The organism is Mesorhizobium sp. B263B2A (genome assembly GCF_020165775.1).
GTDB classification, from domain to species: domain Bacteria; phylum Pseudomonadota; class Alphaproteobacteria; order Rhizobiales; family Rhizobiaceae; genus Mesorhizobium; species Mesorhizobium opportunistum.
The window spans coordinates 67,145-91,289 of the sequence record NZ_JAIUIU010000003.1 but is presented as its reverse complement, the minus strand read 5'-3'; the positions used below and the strand labels follow the sequence as shown (position 1 = coordinate 91,289).

General features: G+C 63.5%; 21 protein-coding genes and 1 riboswitch. Of the genes, 12 read left to right on the top strand and 9 right to left on the bottom strand.

The annotated features are described in order from the left end of the window. Nucleotides 1–21 precede the first annotated feature (21 nt). Nucleotides 22–609 (bottom strand): GNAT family N-acetyltransferase, encoded by a 588-nt coding sequence (locus LB568_RS07710; protein ID WP_224729770.1) that lies wholly within the window; start codon nt 607–609, stop codon nt 22–24. Between the two features lie 66 nt (nt 610–675). On the opposite strand from LB568_RS07710, the gene LB568_RS07705 reads away from it, so the two are divergent. Then, a complete protein-coding gene (locus tag LB568_RS07705) occupies nt 676–2,004 on the top strand; it encodes a DNA polymerase IV (protein WP_224729769.1) in 1,329 nt (442 codons plus the stop codon). Nucleotides 2,005–2,048: 44 nt separating this feature from the next. Here LB568_RS07705 and LB568_RS07700 read toward each other — a convergent pair whose 3' ends face one another. Next, nucleotides 2,049–2,555 carry a hypothetical protein gene (locus LB568_RS07700; RefSeq protein ID WP_224729768.1) on the bottom strand — a complete coding sequence of 169 codons (507 nt, stop codon included), beginning with the start codon at nt 2,553–2,555 and terminating at the stop codon, nt 2,049–2,051. Between the two features lie 194 nt (nt 2,556–2,749). Between LB568_RS07700 and LB568_RS07695 the strand changes: the two genes are divergently transcribed. Beyond that, nucleotides 2,750–3,631: a DMT family transporter gene (locus tag LB568_RS07695; RefSeq protein WP_013895201.1), complete on the top strand. Its 882-nt coding sequence runs from the start codon at nt 2,750–2,752 to the stop codon at nt 3,629–3,631. 17 nt (nt 3,632–3,648) lie between these two features. Here LB568_RS07695 and LB568_RS07690 read toward each other — a convergent pair whose 3' ends face one another. The 3 genes from LB568_RS07690 to LB568_RS07680 all read right to left on the bottom strand — a co-directional run bounded on the left by LB568_RS07690 (nt 3,649) and on the right by LB568_RS07680 (nt 10,163). Further along, nucleotides 3,649–4,452, bottom strand: a complete 804-nt coding sequence (locus LB568_RS07690; RefSeq protein ID WP_224729767.1) for an ion channel — start codon at nt 4,450–4,452, stop codon at nt 3,649–3,651. A 64-nt stretch (nt 4,453–4,516) separates the two neighbouring features. Next, nucleotides 4,517–8,044, bottom strand: a complete 3,528-nt coding sequence (gene dnaE, locus LB568_RS07685; protein WP_224729766.1) for a DNA polymerase III subunit alpha — start codon at nt 8,042–8,044, stop codon at nt 4,517–4,519. Between the two features lie 106 nt (nt 8,045–8,150). Continuing rightward, nucleotides 8,151–10,163: an acetyl/propionyl/methylcrotonyl-CoA carboxylase subunit alpha gene (locus LB568_RS07680; protein WP_224729765.1), complete on the bottom strand. Its 2,013-nt coding sequence runs from the start codon at nt 10,161–10,163 to the stop codon at nt 8,151–8,153. Nucleotides 10,164–10,402: 239 nt separating this feature from the next. Here LB568_RS07680 and LB568_RS07675 point away from each other — a divergent pair, with 239 nt between their 5' ends. From LB568_RS07675 to LB568_RS07645, 7 genes are all read left to right on the top strand, one after another. Then, the gene (locus LB568_RS07675; RefSeq protein ID WP_224729764.1) at nt 10,403–11,530 is read left to right on the top strand and encodes an S-(hydroxymethyl)glutathione dehydrogenase/class III alcohol dehydrogenase; all 1,128 of its coding nucleotides are present in this window, start codon (nt 10,403–10,405) and stop codon (nt 11,528–11,530) included. Between the two features lie 66 nt (nt 11,531–11,596). Further along, nucleotides 11,597–12,166, top strand: a complete 570-nt coding sequence (gene gfa / locus LB568_RS07670) for an S-(hydroxymethyl)glutathione synthase (protein WP_140573668.1) — start codon at nt 11,597–11,599, stop codon at nt 12,164–12,166. A gap of 63 nt (nt 12,167–12,229) precedes the next feature. After that, nucleotides 12,230–12,697 carry a YaiI/YqxD family protein gene (locus LB568_RS07665; RefSeq protein ID WP_140573670.1) on the top strand — a complete coding sequence of 156 codons (468 nt, stop codon included), beginning with the start codon at nt 12,230–12,232 and terminating at the stop codon, nt 12,695–12,697. A 30-nt stretch (nt 12,698–12,727) separates the two neighbouring features. After that, nucleotides 12,728–13,405, top strand: a complete 678-nt coding sequence (locus LB568_RS07660; RefSeq protein WP_013895194.1) for a DUF1345 domain-containing protein — start codon at nt 12,728–12,730, stop codon at nt 13,403–13,405. Between the two features lie 97 nt (nt 13,406–13,502). After that, on the top strand, nt 13,503–14,384 hold the full coding sequence (locus tag LB568_RS07655; RefSeq protein ID WP_224729763.1) for a cytochrome b/b6 domain-containing protein: 882 nt from the start codon (nt 13,503–13,505) through the stop codon (nt 14,382–14,384). 1 nt (nt 14,385) lies between these two features. Further along, entirely contained in the window at nt 14,386–15,177 is a 792-nt protein-coding gene (locus LB568_RS07650) for a molybdopterin-binding protein (RefSeq protein ID WP_013895192.1), read from the top strand. Continuing rightward, the gene (locus tag LB568_RS07645; RefSeq protein ID WP_224729762.1) at nt 15,177–15,614 is read left to right on the top strand and encodes a GNAT family N-acetyltransferase; all 438 of its coding nucleotides are present in this window, start codon (nt 15,177–15,179) and stop codon (nt 15,612–15,614) included. Before LB568_RS07650 ends, LB568_RS07645 begins: the two co-directional genes overlap by 1 nt. Here the strand turns inward: LB568_RS07645 and LB568_RS07640 are convergent. Next, nucleotides 15,611–16,612, bottom strand: coding sequence for a hypothetical protein (locus LB568_RS07640; RefSeq protein WP_224729761.1), 1,002 nt, complete (start codon nt 16,610–16,612; stop codon nt 15,611–15,613). The genes LB568_RS07645 and LB568_RS07640 overlap by 4 nt on opposite strands. Nucleotides 16,613–16,785: 173 nt before the next feature. Then, nucleotides 16,786–16,872, top strand: a riboswitch (glycine riboswitch). A gap of 149 nt (nt 16,873–17,021) precedes the next feature. Between LB568_RS07640 and gcvT the strand changes: the two genes are divergently transcribed. From gcvT to gcvP, 3 genes are read left to right on the top strand one after another with little or no spacing between them, the layout of a single operon-like run. After that, the gene (gene gcvT / locus LB568_RS07635; RefSeq protein WP_013895189.1) at nt 17,022–18,122 is read left to right on the top strand and encodes a glycine cleavage system aminomethyltransferase GcvT; all 1,101 of its coding nucleotides are present in this window, start codon (nt 17,022–17,024) and stop codon (nt 18,120–18,122) included. A 5-nt stretch (nt 18,123–18,127) separates the two neighbouring features. Continuing rightward, nucleotides 18,128–18,496 carry a glycine cleavage system protein GcvH gene (gcvH, locus tag LB568_RS07630; protein ID WP_224729760.1) on the top strand — a complete coding sequence of 123 codons (369 nt, stop codon included), beginning with the start codon at nt 18,128–18,130 and terminating at the stop codon, nt 18,494–18,496. A 17-nt stretch (nt 18,497–18,513) separates the two neighbouring features. Continuing rightward, nucleotides 18,514–21,324 carry an aminomethyl-transferring glycine dehydrogenase gene (gcvP, locus tag LB568_RS07625; protein ID WP_224729759.1) on the top strand — a complete coding sequence of 937 codons (2,811 nt, stop codon included), beginning with the start codon at nt 18,514–18,516 and terminating at the stop codon, nt 21,322–21,324. Here gcvP and LB568_RS07620 read toward each other — a convergent pair whose 3' ends face one another. From LB568_RS07620 to LB568_RS07610, 3 genes are all read right to left on the bottom strand, one after another. Beyond that, nucleotides 21,325–22,500 (bottom strand): GGDEF domain-containing protein, encoded by a 1,176-nt coding sequence (locus tag LB568_RS07620; RefSeq protein ID WP_224729758.1) that lies wholly within the window; start codon nt 22,498–22,500, stop codon nt 21,325–21,327. It abuts the gene before it with no gap. 170 nt (nt 22,501–22,670) lie between these two features. Continuing rightward, nucleotides 22,671–23,144 carry a hypothetical protein gene (locus tag LB568_RS07615; RefSeq protein WP_041164856.1) on the bottom strand — a complete coding sequence of 158 codons (474 nt, stop codon included), beginning with the start codon at nt 23,142–23,144 and terminating at the stop codon, nt 22,671–22,673. A 162-nt stretch (nt 23,145–23,306) separates the two neighbouring features. Then, complete coding sequence (locus tag LB568_RS07610; RefSeq protein ID WP_224729757.1) at nt 23,307–24,140, bottom strand: hypothetical protein; 834 nt, start codon at nt 24,138–24,140, stop codon at nt 23,307–23,309. Between the last annotated feature and the right edge of the window lie 5 nt (nt 24,141–24,145).

The following is a 24,145-nucleotide window of genomic DNA, read 5'->3' as shown; positions in this document are numbered from 1 at the left end:
GCAACTGCAAGACGACGATGGTCAGGCGCGGGGCTCCAGCACCAGCCGCATCAATGGCCGGCCGGCCTTGCGCTCGACGAGCCTCTCGAAGCCAGCCTTCTCGAAGACCCGCGACGAGCCGACGAACAGCCCGAGCGAACGCGAATCGCGGGACAGGTCTATTGGACACGCCTCGACAAGCCGTGCGCCATTCCCGCGGGCAAACTCGACGCCACCTTCGACGAGCCGGTGCGTGATGCCCCTGCCGCGCGCCTTGGAGCGGATGAAAAAACACGAGATCGCCCAGACGGCCGGATCGGCAGCGTCGGCGGGATCGATCGGCGCCGAGCCCCTGCCCTTGTTGTTCCATTCGGGCACGTCGGCGCGCGGCCCGATCTGCATCCAGCCAACCGCCTTGCCGTCCTCGAAGGCCAGCAGGCCCGGCGGCGGACCGGCTTCGATGCGTGCCTTGATGTGGTCCTTGTTGCGTTCACGGCTGCTCTCGCGCCGCGCTGCCGGCGCCAGCCGGAAATGCGTGCACCAGCAACCGTAGCAGGCGCCTTGCTTGCCGAAAAGGTCCTCGAAATCGGGCCAGAGCTCAGGCACCAGCGGCACTATGGTCGTGCTCATACGGTTCTCCCCAGGCCAAGCTTGTCGCTGGCCTTGCACTGTCGTACCATTGCTTTTGTTCTCTTTATGTTCGCAGTGATGGCGGCTCCTGTCAACAATCCCGATCACGGTTTTTGCCGTGACTGCCTGACGTATCAGCGCAGTGAAACGCGCCGCTGCGAACGCTGCGGCAGCCCTCGCCTTGCCCGCCATCCAGAACTTTACCGGCTGCACCTCGCCCATATCGATTGCGATGCCTTCTATGCGGCGATCGAGAAGCGCGACAACCCGACGCTCAAGGACAAACCGCTGATCATCGGCGGCGGCAAGCGCGGGGTGGTCTCCACCGCATGCTACATCGCCCGCATCCGGGGCGTGCGCTCGGCGATGCCGATGTTCAAGGCGCTCGAGGCCTGCCCGGAAGCGGTTGTGATCCCGCCCGACATGGAGAAATACGTTCGTGTCGGCCGCGAGGTGCGCGCCATGATGCAGGCGCTGACGCCACTGGTCGAGCCGCTGTCGATCGATGAGGCATTCCTCGATCTCTCCGGCACCGAGCGGCTGCACGGCCTGCCGCCAGCGGTGGTGCTGGCGCGCTTTGCGCTGGCCGTCGAGAAGGAGATCGGCATCACCGTCTCGGCCGGCCTCTCCTACTGCAAGTTCCTAGCCAAGATCGCGTCGGACTTCCGCAAGCCGCGCGGCTTTTCGATCATCGGCGAGGCCGAGGCGGTCGGCTTCCTGGCGGTGCAGCCGGTGACCATGATCTGGGGCGTCGGCAAGGCGTTCAACGCCACGCTGGAGCGCGACGGCATCCGCACCATCGGCCAGCTTCAGAAGATGGAACGCGCCGACCTGATGCGCCGCTACGGCACGATGGGCGACCGACTCTACCGGCTTTCGCGCGGCGAGGACGTGCGCCGCGTCGACCCCGACCAGGACGCCAAGAGCGTCTCGGCCGAAACCACCTTCGACACCGACATCGCGTCGCTGGAGGAGCTCGTCTCGGTGCTGAGAGGCCTTTCGGAGAAGGTCTCGGCGCGGCTGAAAAAGTCAGGCATCGCCGGACGCACCGTGGTGCTGAAGCTGAAGACCCAGGATTTCAAGCTACGCACGCGCAACCGCCAGCTCGGCGATCCGACCAGGCTGGCGGATCGCATCTTTTCGACCGGCGTAGAGCTTCTGCGCAAGGAAACCGACGGAACGAAATTCCGATTGCTCGGCATCGGCGTCAGCGACCTCTCCGACGACGACAAGGCCGACCCGCCGGATCTGGTCGACCTCCAGTCACGCAAACGCGCCATGGCCGAGGGCGCCATCGATGCCTTGCGCGACAAGTTCGGCCGCAAGGCGGTGGAAACCGGTTATACATTCGGCAAAGGGCGAGATGCCCACCCACCGGAGCCGCTCGAGGAATGACGCTGCCTAGGGGTGCGTCCACTACCCCCTCTGTGCATCGAGAATCAGGTACGCCTCAGATCGATCCGGCTCGTCACGATGCTCTTGCCGGTCTTTGGGTCGGTGTCGACAACCGTCAGCCGGATGCTGTTCTCGCCCGTCCTTTCGACCTTCATCTGCGCCTTCCGATCACCGTTGACTTCCTTTGCCCAGCGAATGCCGAGATTGATCGCATTGCCCGAACGGCTGCCGTTGAGCTGTGCCGGCCCCGTCCGCGACCCGACATAGGTCCCGCTGTATTTCGCGCCGGCGGCCTTCAGGTCGGCGCTGATGGCACGCGTCACCACAATGAGCCCGCGGCAATTGCCGTCGAGCGCCAGTGACGTCGATGTCGCGTTCGATTTGAATGTGCAGGACACGTTCACCGTCGGCGCGTCGGTGGTGACCTTGACGATACCTTTGCCGGCGAAATTGCCCTTGAATGACTGCAGGAACTTGGCCTCGTCGGCATGTGCCGTACCGGTCGCGGCCAGAAGACATCCGGCAAGCGCAAATTGCGCGAATGGTCTCATCGGAACTCTCCTTGTCGAAATTGGAGGGCAAAACGTCTTGCGAAGCACGGCTGGATATCGGAACTCAACGCCCCTTGCCGTATCAGGTTCCACCCGCGGCATGACCGTTTTGCAACGCTGCCCATTGCAACTGGCCCAGAAGAATGGAGCAACTAGCGATTGCTCCAAAAGCCACGGCCTGCGACATAGCGGGCATGTCACCTGCCCCCTCCATTTCCAAGGCCGCTTTCTGGATGGCGCTGTCGATCGCCTCGTTCCTGGCGATGTCGGTGGCCGGCCGCGCCACGACGGCCGAACTCAATGTCTTCCAGGTGCTGGAACTGCGCTCGGTGATCGGCTTCTTCATCCTCCTGCCGCTGGTACTGACCAGCGGCGGCTTTACGGCGATGCGCACGCAGCGCCCCCTCGCCCATATCGCGCGCAACGTCATCCACTATACCGGGCAGGCTGCATGGCTCTACGCCTTGACCTTGATTCCGCTGGCGGTGCTGATTTCGATCGAATTCACGACACCGATCTGGACGGCGATCCTGGCGGTGACATTTCTCGGCGAAAGACTGAGCCGTCCGAAACTCGCGGCTGTCGTTCTCGGGCTGATCGGCGTGGTGGTCATCGTCCGCCCGGGCGTAGGCTCGGTTGATCCGGGACATCTGGTCGTGCTGGGCGCCGCGGTCTGCTTCGGCATTTCGGTGGTCCTGGTCAAATCTCTGACGCGAACCGACAGCGTCGTGCGTATCATTTTCTGGATGCTGATCATCCAATCGGTGGTTGGCCTCGTTCCAGCCCTTTATGAATGGCGCAACCCACCGCTGGAGCTTTGGCCATGGATCGTGCTGATCGCCTTCACCGGCATGTCGTCGCATTTCTGCATGGCCCGCGCGCTCACCTATGCCGACGCGACTGTCATTTCGCCGATGGATTTTCTGCGCGTACCGTTGTCGGCGCTGGTCGGCTGGCTGCTCTACCAGGAGCAGATCGACGCCTTCACCGCGGGCGGCGCGCTGCTGATCCTGATGGGCAACCTGCTCAATCTGCAGCGCAGGCCGGTAAAACCGGCTGAAGTGGCGGCATCGTAACGCCGGCCAATATACACCTAGTCGCCTTCGTTCGGGATGTTGAGGACATGACCGCAGGCCTTGCAGTGCACCGCATCCGGTTCATGCCGCTGCAATCCGCATTGCGGACAGGGAAAGAACACTTTTGCGGGTCGAAAAATCGCCTGTGCCAGCCGGACGAACAGCGATATGCCGATGATCATGGTGACGATCGCCGTCAGCTTGCCGGCTATACCAGGCAGCACGATGTCGCCGAAACCGGTCGTCGTCACCGTCGCGACGGTGAAATAAAGCGCGTCGATGTAGTTCTCCAGCCCGGCTCCGTTGCGGAAAAAGAACGTGTAGACGAAGCCGGTGATGACGAAAAGAAACGTCAAGAGGTTGATGACCGCGTGGCTCGCCTCGCGCCACGGGCGCAAACCACGCATCTCGAAATGCCGCCAGATCGAGCCGCTGCGCGACAGTGACCATAGCCGCAGGATGCGCAGAAAGCCGAGACTGGCGAGCGCCGTCGGCATCAGCAGAGTCAGAAGGATGAAGACATCCACCCAGAAGGTCGGCTGCTTCATCAGGCGCAGCACGTCATTGGAAGCCAGCAGCCTGGCGGTCAGATCGGCGGCAACGAGGGCCGCCACGGCATAGTCCAGCCACAGAAACGAGGCCGTCTGCTGGATGACCGGCGTGGCGATGAAGAAGGCGATGATGGCGAGGTCGATGATGACGGCCGCCAGCTGGAACCGGAAAGCGGCCGGCGTGCGCCCATGATAGAGCTTGCGCAGCGTGTTGCGCAGCCGCGCGAGCGCGGGAAGGTCTCGCGATGTGCCCCTGTCAGCGGTCTTCATGCCGATCGCGGTAATGGGGGCAGCCAATGCTGCCTGGCGCGTGGCCGCCTTGCAAAGGCGGCGATCACACCAGCTCCACTTCGACCACGCCGGGGACGGCGCGCATCGCCGAGGCGATCTGCGGCGAGACGCGGTAGCCGCCCTGCAAGGCAATCTCGACCTCGCCCTGCGCCTCGTCCTTGATGACGATGATGCTCACCTGGCTTTCGCCGCGCTGGGTGAGCTGGGACTGGATCATCGAGGCCGGCCCATCGTTCCTGACGAAAATGCGCAGCGCCTTCTGGATGCGGCTTGCCTCGTCCTCCAGGGATTGCACGGAATTGATGCGCAAATTGACGCCTTCGGGCCTGTCCTCCGCCGCGACCGTGATGACGACGGAGCGGCCGGCTTCCAGGAGGTCGCGATATTGCGCCAGCCCTTCCGAAAACAGCACGGCCTCGTATTGGCCTGACGTATCAGAGAAGGCCACCACGCCCATCTTGTTGCCGGTGCGCGTCTTGCGCTCCTGCTTGCTGGTCACCGTGCCGGCAAGCCGGCCGGCGGTGGCGCCACGCTTGACGGCCGCCGAAAACTCGGCCCAGTTCTGCACCCGCATCTTCTGCAAGGCAGCCTTGTATTCGTCGAGCGGATGGGCCGAAAGATAGAAGCCGACAACCTGGAATTCGCGGTGCAGGCGGTCGGCGGCGAGCCACGGATCCGTCGCCGGCAGGTTGAGCGCCTGCGACTGCGCGCCGAGCGAGGCGCCGAAAATATCGGCCTGGCCTGAAACGGCGTTCTGCTGGGCAAGCGAGGCCAGCCCCATCATCCGTTCGACGCCGGCCAGCATCGCTGCACGGTCGTGGCCGAAACAATCGAGCGCGCCGGCCATGATCAGGCTTTCGAAGACCCGCTTGCCGACGATCTTGGGATCGACCCGCTCGCAGAAATCGGCAAGGTTCTTGAACGGTTTTTCGCCGCGCACGGCAACGATGTGTTCGACCGCCGCGTCGCCGACGCCCTTGAGCGCGGCCATCGAATAATAGATGCGGTTCTCGCCGACCTCGAAAGCGCGGAAGCTGGTCATCACCGACGGCGCCAGAACCTCGATGCCCAGGCGCAGCGCATCCTGGCGGAAGTCGGCGAGCTTGTCGGTGTTGCCCATGTCAAGCGTCATCGATGCCGCCAGGAACTCGACCGGATAATGCGCCTTCAGATAGGCGGTCTGGTACGACACGACGGCGTAGGCGGCGGCGTGCGACTTGTTGAAACCATAGTCGGCGAACTTGGCCAGCAGGTCGAAAATGAAGTCGGCTTGCGGTTTTGCCACGCCGCGCTCGACCGCGCCGGAGACGAAGCGCTCGCGCTGCTTGTCCATCTCGGCGCGGATCTTCTTGCCCATGGCGCGGCGCAGAAGGTCGGCTTCGCCGAGCGAATAGCCGGACAGCTCCTGCGCGATCTGCATGACCTGTTCCTGGTAGACGATGACGCCTTGCGTCTCCTTCACCAGATGGTCGATCTTGGGATGGATCGAGGCCATCTCCTCCTCGCCATGCTTTCTGGCGTTGTAGGTCGGGATGTTCTCCATCGGGCCCGGACGGTAGAGCGCGACCAGGGCGATGATGTCCTCGATGCAGTCGGGCCGCATGCCGATCAACGCCTTGCGCATGCCGGCACTTTCCACCTGGAACACGCCGACCACCTCGCCGCGCGACAGCATGGAGTAGGTGTCGGGATCGTCGAGCGGGATTGTCGCCAGGTCGATGTCGATGCCGCGGCGGCGGATCAGTTTCACCGCCGTCTCCAGCACCGTCAGCGTCTTCAGGCCGAGGAAGTCGAACTTCACCAGCCCGGCCTGCTCGACATATTTCATATTGAACTGGGTGACCGGCATGTCCGAGCGCGGATCGCGGTACATCGGCACCAGCTCCGACAAAGGCCTGTCGCCGATGACGATGCCGGCGGCGTGGGTCGAGGCGTGGCGATAGAGACCCTCCAGCTTCTGCGCCATGTCGAGCAGCGTCTGGACGATCGGCTCCTTCTCGGCCTCTTCGGCGAAGCGAGGTTCGTTGGCTATGGCATCAGCGAGCTTCACCGGATTGGCCGGGTTCTGCGGCACCATCTTGGACAGCTTGTCGACCTGGCCATAAGGCATCTGCAGCACGCGGCCGACGTCGCGCAGCACCGCGCGGGCCTGCAGCGTACCGAAGGTGATGATCTGGCCGACCTGGTCGCGGCCGTATTTCTGCTGGACGTAGCGGATCACCTCCTCGCGGCGATCCTGGCAGAAGTCGATGTCGAAGTCGGGCATCGACACGCGATCCGGATTGAGGAAGCGCTCGAACAGCAGCGAGAAGCGCAGCGGATCGATGTCGGTGATGGTCGTCGAATAGGCGACAAGCGAGCCGGCGCCCGACCCACGGCCCGGCCCGACCGGAATGCCTTGCGCCTTGGCCCATTTGATGAAGTCGGCAACGATCAGGAAATAGCCCGGGAATTTCATCTTCTCGATGATGCCAAGCTCGAATTCGAGCCGCTCGCGATATTGCTCGACCGTGTAGCCCGGCGTCGGTCCGTGCAGGGCGAGCCGCGCATCCAGCCCCTCGCGCGCCTGGCGGGCCAATTCCTCGGCCTCGGCCTTTTCGGCGGCGTCCTTGTCGGTGGTATCGCCGCCGGTGAAGCGCGGCAGGATCGGGCTGCGGGTTTTTGGATAATAGGAGCAGCGCAGCGCGATCTCGACCGTATTATCTATCGCTTCCGGAAGGTCGGCGAACAGCTTTGCCATGTCGGCCTGGCTGCGCAGGAAATTGTCCGGCGACAGCCGGCGGCGGGTGTCGACGGCGACCACCGAGCCCTCGGCGATCGCAATCAGCGCGTCGTGCGCCTCATAATCGTCGCGCGAGGAGAAAAAGGCCTCGTTGGTGGCGACAAGCGGAAGTTCGTGCGCGTAGGCGAGCTCGATCGTCGAGTGCTCGATGACCCTGTCATAGCCGGCAACCCGGTCCAGCTCGACATAGAGACGGTCGCCGAACAGCGTTTTCAAGGTCACTAGCCGCGTCTCGGCCAGGTCGCGGCGATCCTCTTTCAACGCATTCCCGATCGGGCCGCGCGGCCCGCCGCTGAGGCAGATCAGCCCGTCGGTCTGCCCGGCCAGCGTCTCGGTGGTCAGGTGTACAGCCTCGCCGGGCGGTGTTTCCAGGTAGACGCCGCTGACAAGCCGGACCAGATTGGAATAGCCGGCTTCGGTCGCGGCGAGCAGCACGACCGGCCGCATCTCCGGACCCTGCCGCCGGCGGTCGCGCTGGCCGTCGCTGTTCTCTCCGGAAAAGGCGAGCGCGACCTGACAGCCGATGATCGGCTGGATACCGTCCTTGACCGCTTTCTGCGCAAATTCGAGCGCGCCGAACAGATTGTTGGTGTCGGTGACGGCGATAGCCGGCGCTTCGTCCTTCACGGCGTGACCGACGATCTTGCCGATCTGAAGCGCGCCTTCAAGCAGGGAATAGGCCGAATGCACGCGCAGATGGACGAACGGCCGCGCCGGCACCTCCGGCCGCGCGGCCGCAATCGCGGCTTCGCGCTTCAGGGGGTCGCGTGGAAGTCTCTCATCCGCCATGGTTTCTCGTGCTGCCTAAGATTTTGAGTCGATGGAGATGTATTGTCCGGGACAGCGCGATACCAGTCCAGCACAAACGACCGCCGGCCACAGGCTTCCAACTCGCTCAGGCGAACTCCATGATCACGGCGTCCACCGCCAGGCTATCGCCCGGCTTGGCGTTGAGCTTCGACACGACGAGATCGCGCTCGGCGCGCAGCACGTTTTCCATCTTCATCGCCTCGACCACCGCCAAAGTCTCGCCGGTCTTGACCTCCTGGCCTTCGGCAACGGCGATCGACACGACAAGGCCGGGCATTGGGCAGAGCAGCAGTTTCGATGTGTCCGGCGCCACTTTCTCCGGCATCAGTCTTTCGAGTTCGGCCGTGCGTGGCAGCATGGCGCGCGCCGTCACCGACATGCCCTTCCAGGCGACGCGATGGCCGTTGGCGACGGCTCGGATCTGGGCTGCGACTTTCTGTTTGCCAACCGTGCCGCGCCAGATCAGGTCGCCCGGCCGCCAGTCGGAAGACACCGTCAGCGCTTTGCCGCCGTCGATCGACAGGTCGATTTCCATCGGGATCGAAATCATGCCTTCGAGGATGGATGCTTGGAGATACTCCTCGCCGATCTTCACCACCCAGTCGCGCTTGAGCGCCCCCGAATGCGGCGCCAGCCGCCCGCCCAGCCGATCGAGACGGTCGCGGCGCAACAACTCCACCGCGGTGACGATCGAGGCCAGCACCGCCTTTTCTTCGCCGTTCGGCACCACGGGTGCAAAGCCGTCGGGATATTCCTCGGCGATGAAGCCAGTCGATATTGCCCCTTCCCGCCAGCGCGGATGCTGCATCAGCGCGGCAAGGAACGGAATGTTATGCTCGATGCCGTCGACCACGAAGCTGTCGAGTGCTTCCGACATGGCATCGATCGCCGCGAGCCGCGTCGGCGCCCAGGTGCACAGCTTGGCGAGCATCGGATCGTAGAACATCGAAATCTCCGAGCCTTCGGTGACGCCGGTGTCGTTGCGGATGACGATGTCGCCGAATTGCCCCTCCTCCGGCGGCCGATAGCGCGTCAGCCGGCCGATCGAGGGCAGGAAGTTGCGATAGGGATCCTCGGTGTAGAGCCGGCTTTCGATCGCCCAGCCATTCAGCTTGATGTCACCTTGCCTCAAGGCGAGCTTCTCGCCGGCGGCGACGCGGATCATCTGCTCGACCAGGTCGATGCCGGTGACAAGTTCCGTCACCGGATGCTCGACCTGCAATCGCGTATTCATTTCAAGGAAATAGAAGTTCTTGTCCTTGTCGACGATGAACTCGACTGTACCGGCGCTCTGGTAGTCGACCGCCTTGGCCAATGCCACCGACTGCTCGCCCATCGCCTTTCTGGTCTTGGCGTCGAGGAACGGCGACGGCGCCTCCTCGGCGACCTTCTGGTTGCGGCGCTGGATCGAACATTCGCGCTCGCCGAGATAGAGTGCGTTGCCATGCGCGTCGGCCAGCACCTGGATCTCGATATGGCGCGGATCGACGACGAATTTTTCGATGAACACCCGGTCGTCGCCGAACGAACTCTTGGCCTCCGAACGTGCCCGGTCAAAACCATCGCGCACTTCCGTCCGGTCCCAGGCGATGCGCATGCCCTTGCCGCCGCCGCCGGCCGAGGCCTTGATCATCACGGGATAGCCGATCTCGCCGGCGATTTTTTCCGCATGGTCGGCATTCTCGATGACGCCGAGCCAGCCGGGCACGGTCGAAACCTTGGCGGCGTTGGCGAACTTCTTTGATTCGATCTTGTCGCCCATCGCTTTGATGGCTTTGGGTTTCGGGCCGATGAAGACGATGCCTTCCGCTTCCAACGCTTCGCAGAAGGCAGCGCGTTCCGAGAGGAATCCGTAGCCGGGATGCACGGCCTGGGCGCCCGTTTCCTTGCAGGCGGCGATGATCTTTTCAGGCATGAGATAGCTTTGCGCGGCGGGTGACGGCCCGATATGCACCGCCTCGTCTGCCATCTCGACATGCACGGCGTCGCGATCGGCATCGGAATAAACCGCGACCGTGGCAATGCCCATTTTGCGCGCCGTCTTGATGACGCGGCAGGCGATCTCGCCACGGTTGGCGATCAGGATCTTCGTGAACATGCGGACGACATTCCCCTCCGGCGGAAGGTTCAGTTCTATGGATTATGTGGCCATCTCTCAAGTGCCGGGGTGGGCGACACGCCGGTCGCGCTCTCGAAGCCCTCCAGCGTTGCGTCGGGGGCGCTCAGGGATGTGCTGTCTGCGTCATGAAAGCCAACATTTCGTCTCATCTGACGGTTGATGAGCAGGCCAAAACCTGAAAGCTTGGGTGCAAAAATCGCCTTGGGAGGAAATGCCTGATGAAAACGCGCGCCGCAGTCGCTGTTGCCGCCGGAAAGCCGCTGGAGATCATGGAGGTCGACCTCGACGGTCCGCGCGAGGGCGAGGTGCTGGTCGAGATCAAGGCGACCGGCATCTGCCACACCGACGAGTTCACCCTGTCGGGCGCCGATCCCGAAGGCCTGTTTCCGGCCATCCTCGGCCATGAGGGTGCCGGCGTGGTGGTCGATGTCGGCAAGGGCGTCACTTCGGTCAAGAAGGGCGACCACGTCATTCCGCTTTACACGCCCGAATGCCGGCAGTGCCCGTCCTGCCTGTCGAGGAAAACCAATTTGTGCACGGCGATCCGCGCCACGCAGGGGCAAGGCTTGATGCCGGACGGCTCGTCGCGCTTCTCGATCGGCAAGGACAAGCTCTTTCACTATATGGGCTGCTCGACCTTCTCCAATTTCACGGTCTTGCCCGAGATCGCCGTCGCAAAGGTCAATCCGGACGCGCCCTTCGACAAGATCTGCTACATCGGCTGCGGGGTGACCACCGGCATCGGTGCCGTCATCAACACGGCCAAGGTCGAGATCGGCGCCACCGCGGTGGTCTTCGGCCTCGGCGGCATCGGCTTGAACGTCATCCAGGGCCTGAAACTGGCTGGCGCCGACATGATCATCGGCGTCGACCTGAACAACGACAAGAAGGAATGGGGCGAAAAATTCGGCATGACGCATTTCGTCAATCCGAAGGAGATCGACGGCGACATCGTGCCTTACCTCGTCAACCTGACCAAGCGCGGCGCCGACCAGATCGGCGGCGCCGACTACACCTTCGACTGCACCGGCAACACCAAGGTGATGCGCCAGGCGCTGGAAGCCTCGCACCGCGGCTGGGGCAAATCGGTGGTCATCGGCGTCGCCGGTGCCGGCCAGGAGATCTCGACACGGCCATTCCAGTTGGTCACCGGCCGCAGCTGGATGGGCACCGCCTTCGGCGGCGCACGCGGCCGCACCGATGTGCCAAAGATCGTCGACTGGTACATGGACGGCAAGATCCAGATCGACCCGATGATCACCCACACGCTGAAGCTGGAAGACATCAACAAGGGTTTCGACCTCATGCATGAGGGCAAGTCGATCCGCAGCGTCGTCGTTTACTGAAGCAACGCCACATGTCGCCTGCCAGCCGGCAAGCGACCTCGGTGGTGAAACATGGGAGGAGAAAAAATGCCTGAAAAACTGCATCCGAAAATCGACAATGGCCTGCCGAAGGAAAGCGCTGGCTTTGCCGGCGGCACGCTGGTCTGCGCCTGCACCAGCAATCCGGTCAAGGTGAAGGTCAAGGGGCAGATCGCCCACAACCATGCCTGTGGCTGCACCAAATGCTGGAAGCCGGAAGGCGCGGTGTTCTCGGTGGTGGCGGTTGCCGGCACCGGCGATGTCACCGTCACCGAGAACGGCGACAAGCTGAAGGTGGTCGATCCCTCGGCGCTCATCCAGCGCCATGCCTGCACCGGCTGCGGCGTCCACATGCATGGCCCGGTCGAGCGCGATCATCCGTTCAAGGGCCTGTCCTTCATCCATCCCGAGCGTTTCCAGGAGGATGGCTGGTCGCCTCCGGGCTTCACCGCCTTTGTGTCCTCGATCATCGAATCCGGCGTCGATCCGAGCCGCATGGACGGCATTCGCGGCCAGCTGAAGTCGATCGGCCTTGAGCCCTATGATTGCCTCAACCCCGGCCTGATGGACTATATGGCCACCTGGACCGCCAAGAAATCCGGCGCTCTGCCGGCCTGATTGCCATAAGATTCGAGGCAGGGGCCGGACATGTTTCCGGCCCCTGTTCATTTCGGAGAGACAATGCCAGCGCCCGCTATCTACGTCGACGCAGACGCCTGCCCGGTCAAGGCCGAGGTGGAGAAGGTCGCCGAACGCCTTGGGGTTGTGGTCACTTACGTCTCCAATGGCGGTTTGCGGCCCTCTCGGGATCCGATGATCCGCAACGTCGTGGTCTCCAAGGGGGCGGATGCCGCCGATGACTGGATCGTCGAAAACGCGAAATCAAACGACATCGTGGTGACAGCCGACATTCCGCTCGCCGCCCGCGCCGTGGCACTCGGTGCCCATGTGTTGGGGCCCACCGGGCGCCCGTTCACGCCCGAAACCATCGGGATGGCGGTGGCGATGCGCGACCTCAAGCAGCATCTGCGCGAGACCGGCGAAAGCAAGGGCTACAATGCCTCCTTCGCGCCGCAGGACCGTTCGCGCTTCCTCGGCGAACTCGACCGCATCTTGCGGCGCGCGCTGAAATCCGCCACACCGGGCTAGCAACAAAGCGCCATCCAGGTGGAGACCGCCATGGCCGCCGAAACCCCGGTCGAGAAACCCATCCACCGTCACATGCTGTTCGCGGCGTCGGCGTGTTTCGGTGTCTTCGCGCTCCTCGTGGCGTTGCTGCTCCATGCCCAGCTCGCCTATTCGATCGGCGCCAACGCATTCTTTGCCGCTTACGTCATTCTCGTCGTTTCCCAGATGCCAAAGTTCACCGGCAGGTATCTGAGCAAGAATGCACGCGATACCGACCAGCCTGTACTAGTCATCTTCGCTGTAACGCTCGTCGTCGTCATTGTAGCCATTATCTCATTGTTCCTGTTGATCAATCAGAAGGACAGAGGCCACTCGATCGAGCTCGCTTTCGCGCTGCTGTCGATCCCATTGGGCTGGTTCACCATCCACGCCATGGCAGCGCTCCACTATGCCCATGTCTACTGGATGGACGGCGACGAGGTCGATGCCGGCACCAAGAAGAAGATCCCGGTTGGCGGTCTGCTGTTTCCAGGCGACAAGCGACCCGAAGGCTGGGACTTCCTCTACTTCTCAACGGTTATCGGCATGACGGCACAGACCGCCGACACCAACATTTCGACGACGCATATGCGCCGTGTCGTGCTTGTCCATTCGATCCTGTCGTTCTTCTTCAACACCGTTATCGTCGCAGCCGCCGTCAACCTCGCCGTCAGCCTGGGCGGCCCGTAATAAATCCGTGATCGGATGAAACATTGGTTTGGATCGCGACGTATCAGGAGGACAATGACACGCGCGCCAAGCCGCGAGGCCGGGAGACGAGACGAAGATGGAATCGGTTGCCAGAAGCCAATCCGCCACCGGGCCGGACGCTCCCGTGTCCAGCGAAGAGACACTGATCTATCGTCAGTCGCGCTGGACGCGGCTGACGCACTGGATCTGGGCCATCTCCCTGTTTTTCATGCTGCTTTCCGGCCTGCAGATCTTCAATGCCCGCCCGCAGCTCTATATCGGCAAGCAGTCGGGCTTTGGCTACGACAACACCATCTTTGAAATCGGCGCAGAGAACACGAACACCGGCCCGCGAGGCTACACCGAAATCTTCGGGCATCGCTTCGACACGACCGGCGTGCTCGGCTGGTCGGGTCCAGCAGGCAACGAGACGGCACGCGGCTTTCCATCCTGGGCGACCATCCCGTCCTACTATGATCTCGGCACCGCCCGCGTCGTCCATTTCTTCTTTGCCTGGATACTGACCACGACGTTGATCGTGTGGCTGGTCGCCAGCATCGTCAACGGCCACATCCGCCGCGATCTCGCGCCGCGCCTCGATGATTTGAAGCGCCTGCCGCGGGACATCATCGACCACGCCAAGCTCAAATTCCATCACACCCGCGAATACAACACCTTGCAGAAAATGGCCTATGGCGGCGTGCTGTTCGTGCTCTTGCCGCTGATGATCATCACCGGCCTGGCGATGTCGCCCAGCATGAATTCGGTGCTGCCGTTCCTCAACGATCTGCTCGGTGGCCGGCAGACGGCGCGCACCATCCACTTCACCGTCATGGTGCTGCTGGTTGGCTTCTTCGTCGTCCATATCCTGATGATCCTGGCCGCTGGCCCGATCAACGAATTGCGCTCGATCATCACCGGCTGGTACCGCACCGACCCTCCGGCGCATGACGACAAAACCACCGAGAGGAGCGCGTGACATGCCGAAATTCGAAATCAGCCGCCGTAAGTTCCTGACCGCGGGCAGTCTTGCCGCCTCCGGCATCCTGCTGTCCGGTTGCGATGCCTTCGACAGCCAGCTGAGCATCGGCAGCGGCCTGCGCAGCTTCCTCGAAAACGCCAATGGCCTAACATACCGCGCACAGCGCCTGCTCGCCGGCCGCGACGCGCTGGCGCCGGAATTCGCCGAAGCCGACATCCGCCAGCCGCAGCGGCCGAACGGTGTCACGGCGCCGGACGACGACACCTACAAGGGCCTGCTCGCCAACAATTTCGCCGACTGGCGCCTGGAAGTGACGGGTCTCGTCGAGAAACCGCTGTCGCTCAGCCGCGAGCAACTTCAAAACATGCCGAGCCGCACCCAGATCACCCGCCATGACTGCGTCGAGGGCTGGAGCTGCATCGCCAAATGGACAGGCACGCCGCTTTCGCTGGTGCTGGACCAAGCCGTGGTCAAGCCGCAGGCGCGCTACGTCATGTTCCATTGCCTCGACACGATCGACCGCAGCCTGTCCGGCGACATCAAATATTACGGCACGATCGATCTCATCGATGCCCGCCACCCGCAGACGATCCTCGCCTATGGCCTCAACGGCAAGCCGCTGCCGGTCGAGAACGGCGCACCGCTGCGCGTCCGCGTCGAGCGCCAGCTCGGCTACAAGATGCCGAAATATCTCTACAAGATCGAACTGGTCGACGGCTTCGCCAATATCGGCGGCGGGCGCGGCGGCTATTGGGAAGACAATGGCTATGACTGGTATGGCGGGATTTGATGGCCATTCGGATGGAGGCGGAGCACGACCTGTCGTCCTCCGAATGGAGTGCACTGGAACACCATCTGCACAATGAGAACCGACGCCTCACAGGCCGTGACGATGACCGAGGACTGGCCTTTGTCATTCGCGAGGATGCCGGACGAACAATCGGTGTCGCGGCCGGCTATTCCTGGGCAGGCACGTCGGAACTCGAGCTGATGTGGATCGATGAGGCCCATCGAGGCCGCGGCTACGCCACGCAGTTGATCAATGCTTTTGTCACGGAGGCCGCCGCTCGCGGCGCCCGACGGATATGGGTATCGAGCCACGACTTCCAGGCGCCGGGCCTATACGAAAAGGCCGGCTTCGAGCGCATGGCCGAGTTTGCAGGATGGCCTGAAGGCCATTCCAACATCATCCTCTGCAAAACGATCGCAGCGAACGGCTCAGCCTAAGCCACCTTGTCGAGCAGCGGCTTCAACGCCGGATGGATCTCCGGCGAGGCGTGCTTGATCAGCGTCAGCAGCGCGCGTTCATTCTCGTATAGAGGCCTGTTGGTGCCGATATGCTCGACCAGCCATTTGGCTTCGCCGGCATCGATCGTTTCGGCACGGCGGGCGAGTGCTTCGGCTGCCCTGTTCCTGGCTTCCCACTCGGTCTCGACGTCATCCGGCGAGCGATAGGCCTCGATGATGCCGGCAAGGCCGCCGGAGACCATGCGGCTGAAGAACCCGCCGATTTGCAGGTCGGCATGATCGAGGAAGGTTTCCTGGCGTAGCGCCACGTCACGGGTCGGGGCTTCGTAGCCGGCCGAGCACATGACGAAATTGGCGATCGCCTTGACGAACAAATCGTTCCAGGAGGGAGCGTTGTTGGCCTGGGCAGTCCGCTCATTGATGCGGAACAGCACCTCGGCCTCGGCACGGGTGATGGCGATGTTGCCGTCGCCGCCATGGGCATGAAGGATACGGCGCAACAGCTCGACTTCCGCTTTGGCGATCAGTCCGGGCACCAGCGCGCCGCCCAGCATCAGTGGTCCCTTGCCATCGATGACGGCATGCGCAACCTGTTCCAGCGCATAGACGCAAAGCCGGCTCGGCGACGATTTCGCCTCTTCCAGCACATGGACCAGCAATTCGAGCTCGGTCCGGCTGTCGACCATGCCGTCACGCGAGATCGTGCAGACCAGCCAGTCGGCATTGTCCTGCGAGATGTAACCGGACGGCTTTTCCTGATGAACGATGTAGTCGGTGACGGCCTCGACGAAGAATTCAGGCCAGTCCCGGCATTTGTCCTTCGCCGTCGCGTCGAGCGCGAAGAGTGCCTCTGCCTCGCCCCGGGTCACCACACCGTCGCCGAACACTTCGTGGCGCAGCATGGCTACGTCCTCCGCGGTGATGCGACTTTTCGACGTCAGCCCCGCCACCGGCGCGCTCATGATCAATTCGCCCATCTGTCGTCCCCATCCGCCCCAAAGCGTCCCATCCGCCTGCTATATCAGGAGTGTCTTGAGAAACCGGCAAACGGCGTGGTTAGCGAAGACTTGTCAGAACCATGTCGCCGGGAGGTGACAAGGTGTCGCCGACGGGCTATGGATGGCGCGTCGAGGGCTCAGGGTTTGAGTCCTACCTGTTTGCGGGAGAGAGCAGCGAGAGCTGCCGCCGAAGGGGAAATCGCCCGAAATCTCTCAGGCAAAAGAACCGTAGACGGGAAAGACACTCTGGAAAGTCGGGGCTTGCCCCCGCGCCGAAGGTGTAAGCGCCGCTGACAGAGTTCCGGCTGCGCGAGTCTCTCAGGCTTCAGACAGAGGGGCACGGACTGGTCGCCATTCGCGGCCGATTGCGTGCGACTCTGGAGATGACATGACGGGCGACGACAGCAGACACCTTCCCCTCGAAGACATCCATGCAGCGGCCGGTGCGCGCTTTGGCGCCTTTGCCGGCTGGTCCATGCCGCTGACCTATCCGGCCGGCGTCATGAAGGAGCATCTTCACACCCGCGAGCATGCCGGCCTCTTCGACATCTCGCACATGAAGCTGTTCGAGGTCAGCGGACCGCAGGCGGTGGCGCTGCTCGACCGCGCCTGCCCGCTGGATGCGGGCGCGCTAGAGATCTCGCAGTCCAAACTGTCCTTTTTCCTCAACGAGGCCGGCGGCATTCTCGACGATCTGATCATCACCAGGCTCGGCGATGCCAGGTTCATGGTGGTCGCCAATGCCGGCAATGCCGTCGCCGATGAAAAGCACCTGCGTGACCTTGCCAAGGATTTCGATGCGACGGTCGAGCCGCTCGACCGTGTCTTCCTGGCTATTCAGGGACCCGAGGCCTGGGCCGTGCTGTCCCGCGCCGGCATCGAGACCGGCTCGCTGCTGTTCATGCACGGCGTCGAACCGCGTAAAAGCTGGTTCATGAGCCGGTCGGGCTATACCGGCGAGGACGGTTTCGAGATCGGCCTGCCGGTGACAGACGCGCGGGATTTGGTCACGAAGCTTCTCGAAGATGAGCGCGTGCTGTGGATCGGTCTCGCCGCCCGCGACAGCCTGCGGCTGGAAGCCGGTCTTTGCCTGCATGGCCAGGATATCACGCCGGAAACCGACCCGGCCGCCGCCGCACTGATGTGGGCAATCCCCAAGGAGATCCGCGCGACCGGCGCCTTCATCGGCGCCGACGCCTTGCGCGCCGCCGTGGAGCGAGGCCCCACGCAAAAGCGCGTCGGCCTGAAGCCGGAAGGCCGCCAGCCGGTGCGCGCCGGCGCCGCACTCTTTGACGCCGACGGCAATCCGGCCGGGCATGTCACATCGGGTGGTTTCGGCCCCTCGGCCGGTCATCCCGTCGCCATGGGCTATGTCGCGACACCGCTGGCAAAGCCTGGGACACGGCTTTTCGCCGACGTGCGCGGCACGAAAATCCCTGTCGATATCAGCTCCCTGCCCTTCACCCCTCATCGCTACCGCAAAGGATGATCCCGATGGCAACGACCTATTTCACCACCGATCACGAATGGCTCCGCGTCGAGGGCGGCGTCGCCACAGTCGGCATCACCGACTATGCGCAGGAGCAACTCGGCGATCTCGTTTTCGTCGAACTGCCCGAGGCCGGCCGCAAGCTCGCCAAGGGTGACACCGCCGTCGTTGTCGAATCCGTCAAGGCGGCCTCGGACGTCTACGCGCCGGTCGATGGCGAGATCATCGAGGCCAACGGCACGCTGTCGTCGGACCCGTCGCTGGTCAACTCGGCGGCGACCGGTGCCGGCTGGCTGTGGAAGATGAAACTCGCCGACGAAGGCCAACTCGCGAGCCTCATGGATGAGGCCGCCTACAAAGCTCATATCGGTTGATATCAGGACGTATTGCCATGACCACAGCACTCACCCCGTTCTCGGCCCGCCATATCGGTCCTGATGTCAACGATGTCAGAGCCATGCTTGCCGTGATCGGCGTTCCCTCCGTCGAGACGCTGATCAGCCAGGCCGTGCCGCAGTCGATCCGCCTCGACCTGCCGCTGACCCTGCCCGCACCGGCCAGCGAGGCCGAAGCGCTGGACGAATTGTCGGCGATCATGGCCAAGAATACGGTGCTGAAGAGCTTCATCGGCACCGGTTATCACGGCGTGCACGTGCCGCCGGTCATCCAGCGCAATTTGTTCGAGAATCCGGCCTGGTACACCGCGTATACGCCCTACCAGGCCGAGATCAGCCAGGGCCGGCTGGAAATGCTGTTCAATTTCCAGACCCTGGTCACCGAATTGACCGGCCTGCCGGTGGCATCGGCCTCGCTGCTCGATGAGGCGACGGCCGTAGCCGAAGCGGTCGGCATCGCACTGCGCCACCACCGCGACAAGCGCACCAAGGTGGCGCTTGCCGGCGTCCCGCACCCACAGACGCTGGATGTCGTGCGCACCCGCGCCGAACCGCTCGGCATCGAGATCGACGGCGAGACGATCGACGACAACACAGCCGCCTTGCTCGTCTCCTGGCCGGACACATTCGGCGTCTATGGCGACCACAAGGCTGCGATCGAAAAGGCCCGCGCCATGGGCACCATCGTCGTCTTCATCGCCGACCCGCTCGGCCTGACGCTGACCGACGCGCCGGCCAAGCTTGGCGCCGACATTGCCGTTGGTCCGATGCAGCGCTTTGGCGTGCCGATGGGCTTTGGCGGGCCGCACGCCGCCTATTGCGCAGTCTCCGACAAGCTGACCCGCTTGATGCCCGGCCGCCTGGTCGGCCAGTCGACCGACAGCAAGGGGCGTCCCGGCTACCGCCTTGCCCTGCAAACCCGCGAACAACATATCCGCCGCGACAAGGCGACCTCCAACATCTGCACCGCGCAGGCGCTGCTCGCCAATATGGCGACGGCCTATGCGATCTGGCACGGCCCCGCCGGGCTGCAGGCGATCGCGGAACGCATCCATGGGTTCGCCAACCGCCTCGCAGCGGGGCTCAAGGCAGCAAACATCTCCGTGCTCGGCTCCAGCCGCTTCGACACGGTGACGGCAGAAGTGAAGGGCAAGGCAGGCTCGATCGCGGCCGCCGCTGAAAAGGGTGGCCGGTTGCTGCGTGTCGTCGATGCCGACCACATCGGCATCGCCTTCGACGAAACCTCGACCGAGGCGGATCTCGAGGCGATCGCCGCCCTGTTCGGCGCCAAGCCAGGCGCTGCCCAAGCCGGCTCGATGCCCGGCAAGCCGCGCGGCAAGGAGTTCCTCACCCAGCCGGTTTTCCAGGAGAACCGCTCCGAGACCGACATGATGCGCTTGCTGCGCCGGTTGGCCGACAAGGATCTGGCGCTCGACCGCAGCATGATCCCGCTCGGATCCTGCACCATGAAGCTCAACGCGGCGGCCGAAATGATGCCGGTGAGCTGGCCTGAAATCGCCAATCTGCATCCCTTCGCGCCGGCCAGCCATTCGGCCGGCTATCGCGCCATGATCGGCGAGCTGGAAGGGTGGCTCTCCGAGATCACCGGCTTCGACGCCGTCAGCCTGCAGCCCAATGCCGGCAGCCAGGGCGAATATGCCGGCCTGCTCGCCATCCGCGCCTATCACCGTGCGCGCGGCGAAGGCCATCGCACCGTCTGCCTGATCCCTTCCTCCGCGCATGGCACCAATCCTGCCAGCGCGGCGATGGCCGGCATGAGCGTTGTCGTCGTGCGCTGCCTGGAGGACGGCAATATCGACATGGACGATATGCGGGCCAAGGCCAACGAGCATTCCAAAAATCTCGCCGCGCTGATGTTCACCTATCCTTCGACGCATGGCGTCTATGAAGAAGGCGCGCGCCATCTCTGCGCCCTCATCCACGAACATGGCGGCCAGGTCTATTTCGACGGCGCCAACCTCAACGCGCTGGTCGCGCTGGCCCGCCCCGCCGACATCGGCGCCGACGTCTGCCACATGAACCTGCACAAGACCTTCTGCATCCCGCATGGCGGCGGCGGTCCCGGCATCGGCCCGATCGGCGTCAAGGCGCATTTGCAGCCCTATCTGCCGGGCCATGTCACCGAAGGCTCGGCACATGCCGTGTCGGCCGCGCCGTTCGGCAGCGCTTCCATCCTGCCGATCACCTGGATGTATATCCGCATGATGGGCGCCGCTGGCCTCAAGCAGGCGACGGAGACCGCCATCATCTCGGCCAACTATGTGGCGACACGGCTCGCGCCGTATTACCCGCTGCTCTACAAGGGCCGGCACGATCGCATCGCGCATGAATGCATCCTCGACACGCGCGTGCTCAAGGACAGCGCCGGCATCAGTGTCGACGATGTCGCCAAACGGCTGATCGACTATGGTTTCCATGCGCCGACCATGTCGTTCCCGGTCGCGGGCACGCTGATGGTCGAGCCGACGGAGTCCGAGCCCAAGCGCGAACTCGACCGCTTCTGCGAGGCGATGATCGCCATCGCCGGCGAGGCAGCGAAAGTGGCGAAGGGCGAATGGCCGCTCAACGACAATCCGCTGGTCAACGCACCGCACACCGCGGCCGAGGCGCTGGTCGGTCAGTGGACCCATCCCTATTCGCGGCTCGAAGCGGCCTATCCCGCGGGCGACGCCGACACCGCGGCAAAGTACTGGCCACCGGTGTCGCGCATCGACAATGTCGCCGGCGACCGCAACCTGGTCTGTTCCTGCCCGCCGCTGTCGGACTATTTGGGAGCGGCTGAATAATTACGCGGAGCGCAAGGCCGGCTCGACCGGCTCGGCCTTGCCCATCCCTTTGCGGCTGACGACACAATTGCGGCCGGCGCGCTTGGCGGCGTAAAGCGCGGCGTCCGCCTCGGCCAGCACGTCATCGAGCGACCTGCCGTCAGCCCCGCCAAAGCCGATGCCCCCGCTGACCGTGCTGCGCAACGGACCGAGCGGAGTGGGAACGACCTCGGTGCCGAAGGCGACGCCGATCCTGCTGGCGAGGTCATAGGCCCGCTCTTCCGTCATCCGCGACATGACGATTACGAACTCCTCGCCACCCAGGCGAAAGGCATCGACGCCAGTCCTGGCGTACTTGTTTATGACGGCGGCGAACCGGCACAGTACCTGGTCGCCGACCGGGTGCCCATAGACATCGTTCGTCCTCTTGAAGTGATCGAGGTCGAACATGACGATCGCCATGAACGGACCGAAAGTCCGCCCGCCATAGAGTGACGTCAACCCGCGGCGGTTCATCAGCCCGGTCAGCGGATCGGTCATAGTCTCGGCCTTCAGCTCGATCTGCGCCTGCAGATGGTGAAGGGAAAGCGTCAAGGCGCCGAGGCCGGTCATGCAGGCCACTGCGACGACGGAATTGAGACGTTCGGCCCAGTTGTCGGGCGCCGCCCTCAGCGTCCACTGCCCCTTGCCCAACAAGACCATGCCGCAAAGGGCAAACGACACCGCACAGGTGCCGCCCAGGAACGAGACCACCAGCAGGATCCGTCGGTCGTGGCTGCCGTTGATCCAGAACATGGCCCCGATCGCCGAGAGCAGCACGGTTACCGTCGCGTAGGTGATGACGAAGCCGATGCCGTCAAGACCGAGGAAGGTCACCGCCGCACAGACGGCCATGGCGCAGAGCGTCGGCACGACGGCACGTCCGTAGTCGGACACGCCGAGATATTGCATGGCCGACAGGCAGATGATCAGGAACCCCAGGCTGAGCAGCGCCAGTGCGGTCTGGCACAGCACCGGGTCGGGATCCCTGGTGTACTGCCAGAACAGGATCACATGCGCGACGAGCACGAGAATGCCGCACGCCACCGTCAGGACGAAGCTGGCCCGCGGCGCGGTAAACCAGATCGCGAACATGGTGACGCTGAGGCAAGTGCCCGACAGCGCGGCTGCGAGCAGGAGCGAACTGAAGTCCAACATGTCGGGTGGAGGCCTCTCGAGCGTCGGCGGTTGTGCCGCATTCTAGGTCAGCGGCAGCCCTCGGACATGGTTTTCAGCCGATCTCTCGATCCAACCTGCGGATAGGGTTTACAAACCGTCGATGCGATCTGTCCCGAAACCGCACCACGCCGGGCGCGGAGCAGGAAACATCAGCCCTTGTTCAGCAAAGCGAGATTGGCGTCGACGACCGTGGGGTCGGCCATGCCGGCTTTGGCTTCGAGCAGCAGTGCCCTGGCCTTCTTCTTGTTGCCGCGCAACAGTTGCGAATAGCCCATATTGTTGACGATCTGCGGCTTGCGGCCGGCGACCTTCAGCAACTGGCCATAGGCACGGTCGGCGAAATCGAAGCGGCCGAGTTCGTCATAGGAAGCGGCGAGCCCCATCCAGGCCTCGGCATTGTCGGCCTTCAGCTCGACGGCCTTGCGGAAATGCTGTTCGGCGAGACCATAATTGGCGTCGCGAAACTGCGCCTTGCCTTCCGCCAGGTCGGAGGTGTCGACGGCCTTTGCCGCCGGCTGGATAGCCGTGGTCTTGGTCGTATCGACGTTGTTGTTCGTCGTGCACCCGGTGATCATCAGGACGGCCGCCATCGTGGCGACCACCGCAAATTTTGTCTGACGCATGCCCTGCCCCGTCGCCCGATTTGCCGGGTCGTTCTTCAGCAAGGACACTACAGCACGGCGGTTAAGCTTCGGTGCCGAAATGCATACAAGATTTGGTTTCGGGGATACCAGCTGTTAACCACTGGGCGGCAACACCTCCATCCGGCAGACGCAAGTGCATTCTCACGGCGCCAGGGCCTTGAGCTCGTCTGGAACCGGATAGCGGCCGCCGTCATAGCGCAGCCGGTAAGTGCGGCTCACAGGCTTGCCGGGATGGGACTGGCACTCGCCATTCTTGTCGACAGATGGGTCGTCCGTATCCGACCGCTCGACCACGACAATATCGTGATAGCCATGGTGGCTCGCCGGGCTCATCGTCAGGCTGACCTGGCTCGAATGAAAGGATCCAGCGCAATTGGTGTCGCCTTCACCGCCATAGTTGCCCACCACAAGGCCGTCGAGCACCGCATGAAGGGCGCCACCGGCAATGGCGTAGAGCCGCAGATCGGTCTCGCTGAACGGATTGGGCTGCGAGTGATTTGCCATGTCGATACGCAGCCCAAAGGCGGTGACACCGGGCGCCAGGACATAGCGACCAGTATCGAATTCGATCTTGCGGATCGCAATAGCATCATCGTTCATCAGCCTGGGCTGAAGCAGGCGCTGGCGCACCTGTAGGGTCTTCCTGTCGACGACCAGAAGCTCGATATCGCCATAATGCTCGTCGTCGCTGGATTTGGCGCTATCGATCAGCGGCACGGAGGCCAGCAGCAGATCGTCATGAGCGGGCCAGACCTTGCAGACCACGCCCGGTGTATCATCCTGCGGGAGCAGGACAATGCTGGTATGGGGGTCGAGCGTGAACGAGGCGCCGTCGGCGCTCTTTCGAGCCTTGGGATAGGCCTGCTGCACCAGGGCTGCGGCATCGCCGCAATCGTCGGCCGCGGCCTGGGCGGTCGAAAAGCTGGCGGCGGCGAGAGCGACAGAGACAGAGAGAGTACACAGAAGAATTCGCATGAGTC

Bases quoted from the DNA above. Each gene is read 5' to 3' on its own strand.
- LB568_RS07645 (WP_224729762.1), top strand. From the start codon at position 15,177: ATGGCCATTCGGATGGAGGCGGAGCACGACCTGTCGTCCTCCGAATGG.
- gfa (WP_140573668.1), top strand. From the start codon at position 11,597: ATGCCTGAAAAACTGCATCCGAAAATCGACAATGGCCTGCCGAAGGAA.
- LB568_RS07660 (WP_013895194.1), top strand. From the start codon at position 12,728: ATGGCCGCCGAAACCCCGGTCGAGAAACCCATCCACCGTCACATGCTG.
- LB568_RS07680 (WP_224729765.1), bottom strand. From the start codon at position 10,163: ATGTTCACGAAGATCCTGATCGCCAACCGTGGCGAGATCGCCTGCCGC.
- LB568_RS07700 (WP_224729768.1), bottom strand. From the start codon at position 2,555: ATGAGACCATTCGCGCAATTTGCGCTTGCCGGATGTCTTCTGGCCGCG.
- gcvP (WP_224729759.1), top strand. From the start codon at position 18,514: ATGACCACAGCACTCACCCCGTTCTCGGCCCGCCATATCGGTCCTGAT.
- LB568_RS07705 (WP_224729769.1), top strand. From the start codon at position 676: ATGTTCGCAGTGATGGCGGCTCCTGTCAACAATCCCGATCACGGTTTT.
- LB568_RS07620 (WP_224729758.1), bottom strand. From the start codon at position 22,500: ATGTTGGACTTCAGTTCGCTCCTGCTCGCAGCCGCGCTGTCGGGCACT.
- gcvT (WP_013895189.1), top strand. From the start codon at position 17,022: ATGACGGGCGACGACAGCAGACACCTTCCCCTCGAAGACATCCATGCA.
- LB568_RS07655 (WP_224729763.1), top strand. From the start codon at position 13,503: ATGGAATCGGTTGCCAGAAGCCAATCCGCCACCGGGCCGGACGCTCCC.
- LB568_RS07710 (WP_224729770.1), bottom strand. From the start codon at position 609: ATGAGCACGACCATAGTGCCGCTGGTGCCTGAGCTCTGGCCCGATTTC.
- LB568_RS07665 (WP_140573670.1), top strand. From the start codon at position 12,230: ATGCCAGCGCCCGCTATCTACGTCGACGCAGACGCCTGCCCGGTCAAG.
- LB568_RS07695 (WP_013895201.1), top strand. From the start codon at position 2,750: ATGTCACCTGCCCCCTCCATTTCCAAGGCCGCTTTCTGGATGGCGCTG.
- LB568_RS07610 (WP_224729757.1), bottom strand. From the start codon at position 24,140: ATGCGAATTCTTCTGTGTACTCTCTCTGTCTCTGTCGCTCTCGCCGCC.
- LB568_RS07650 (WP_013895192.1), top strand. From the start codon at position 14,386: ATGCCGAAATTCGAAATCAGCCGCCGTAAGTTCCTGACCGCGGGCAGT.
- LB568_RS07690 (WP_224729767.1), bottom strand. From the start codon at position 4,452: ATGAAGACCGCTGACAGGGGCACATCGCGAGACCTTCCCGCGCTCGCG.
- LB568_RS07615 (WP_041164856.1), bottom strand. From the start codon at position 23,144: ATGCGTCAGACAAAATTTGCGGTGGTCGCCACGATGGCGGCCGTCCTG.
- gcvH (WP_224729760.1), top strand. From the start codon at position 18,128: ATGGCAACGACCTATTTCACCACCGATCACGAATGGCTCCGCGTCGAG.
- dnaE (WP_224729766.1), bottom strand. From the start codon at position 8,044: ATGGCGGATGAGAGACTTCCACGCGACCCCCTGAAGCGCGAAGCCGCG.
- LB568_RS07640 (WP_224729761.1), bottom strand. From the start codon at position 16,612: ATGGGCGAATTGATCATGAGCGCGCCGGTGGCGGGGCTGACGTCGAAA.
- LB568_RS07675 (WP_224729764.1), top strand. From the start codon at position 10,403: ATGAAAACGCGCGCCGCAGTCGCTGTTGCCGCCGGAAAGCCGCTGGAG.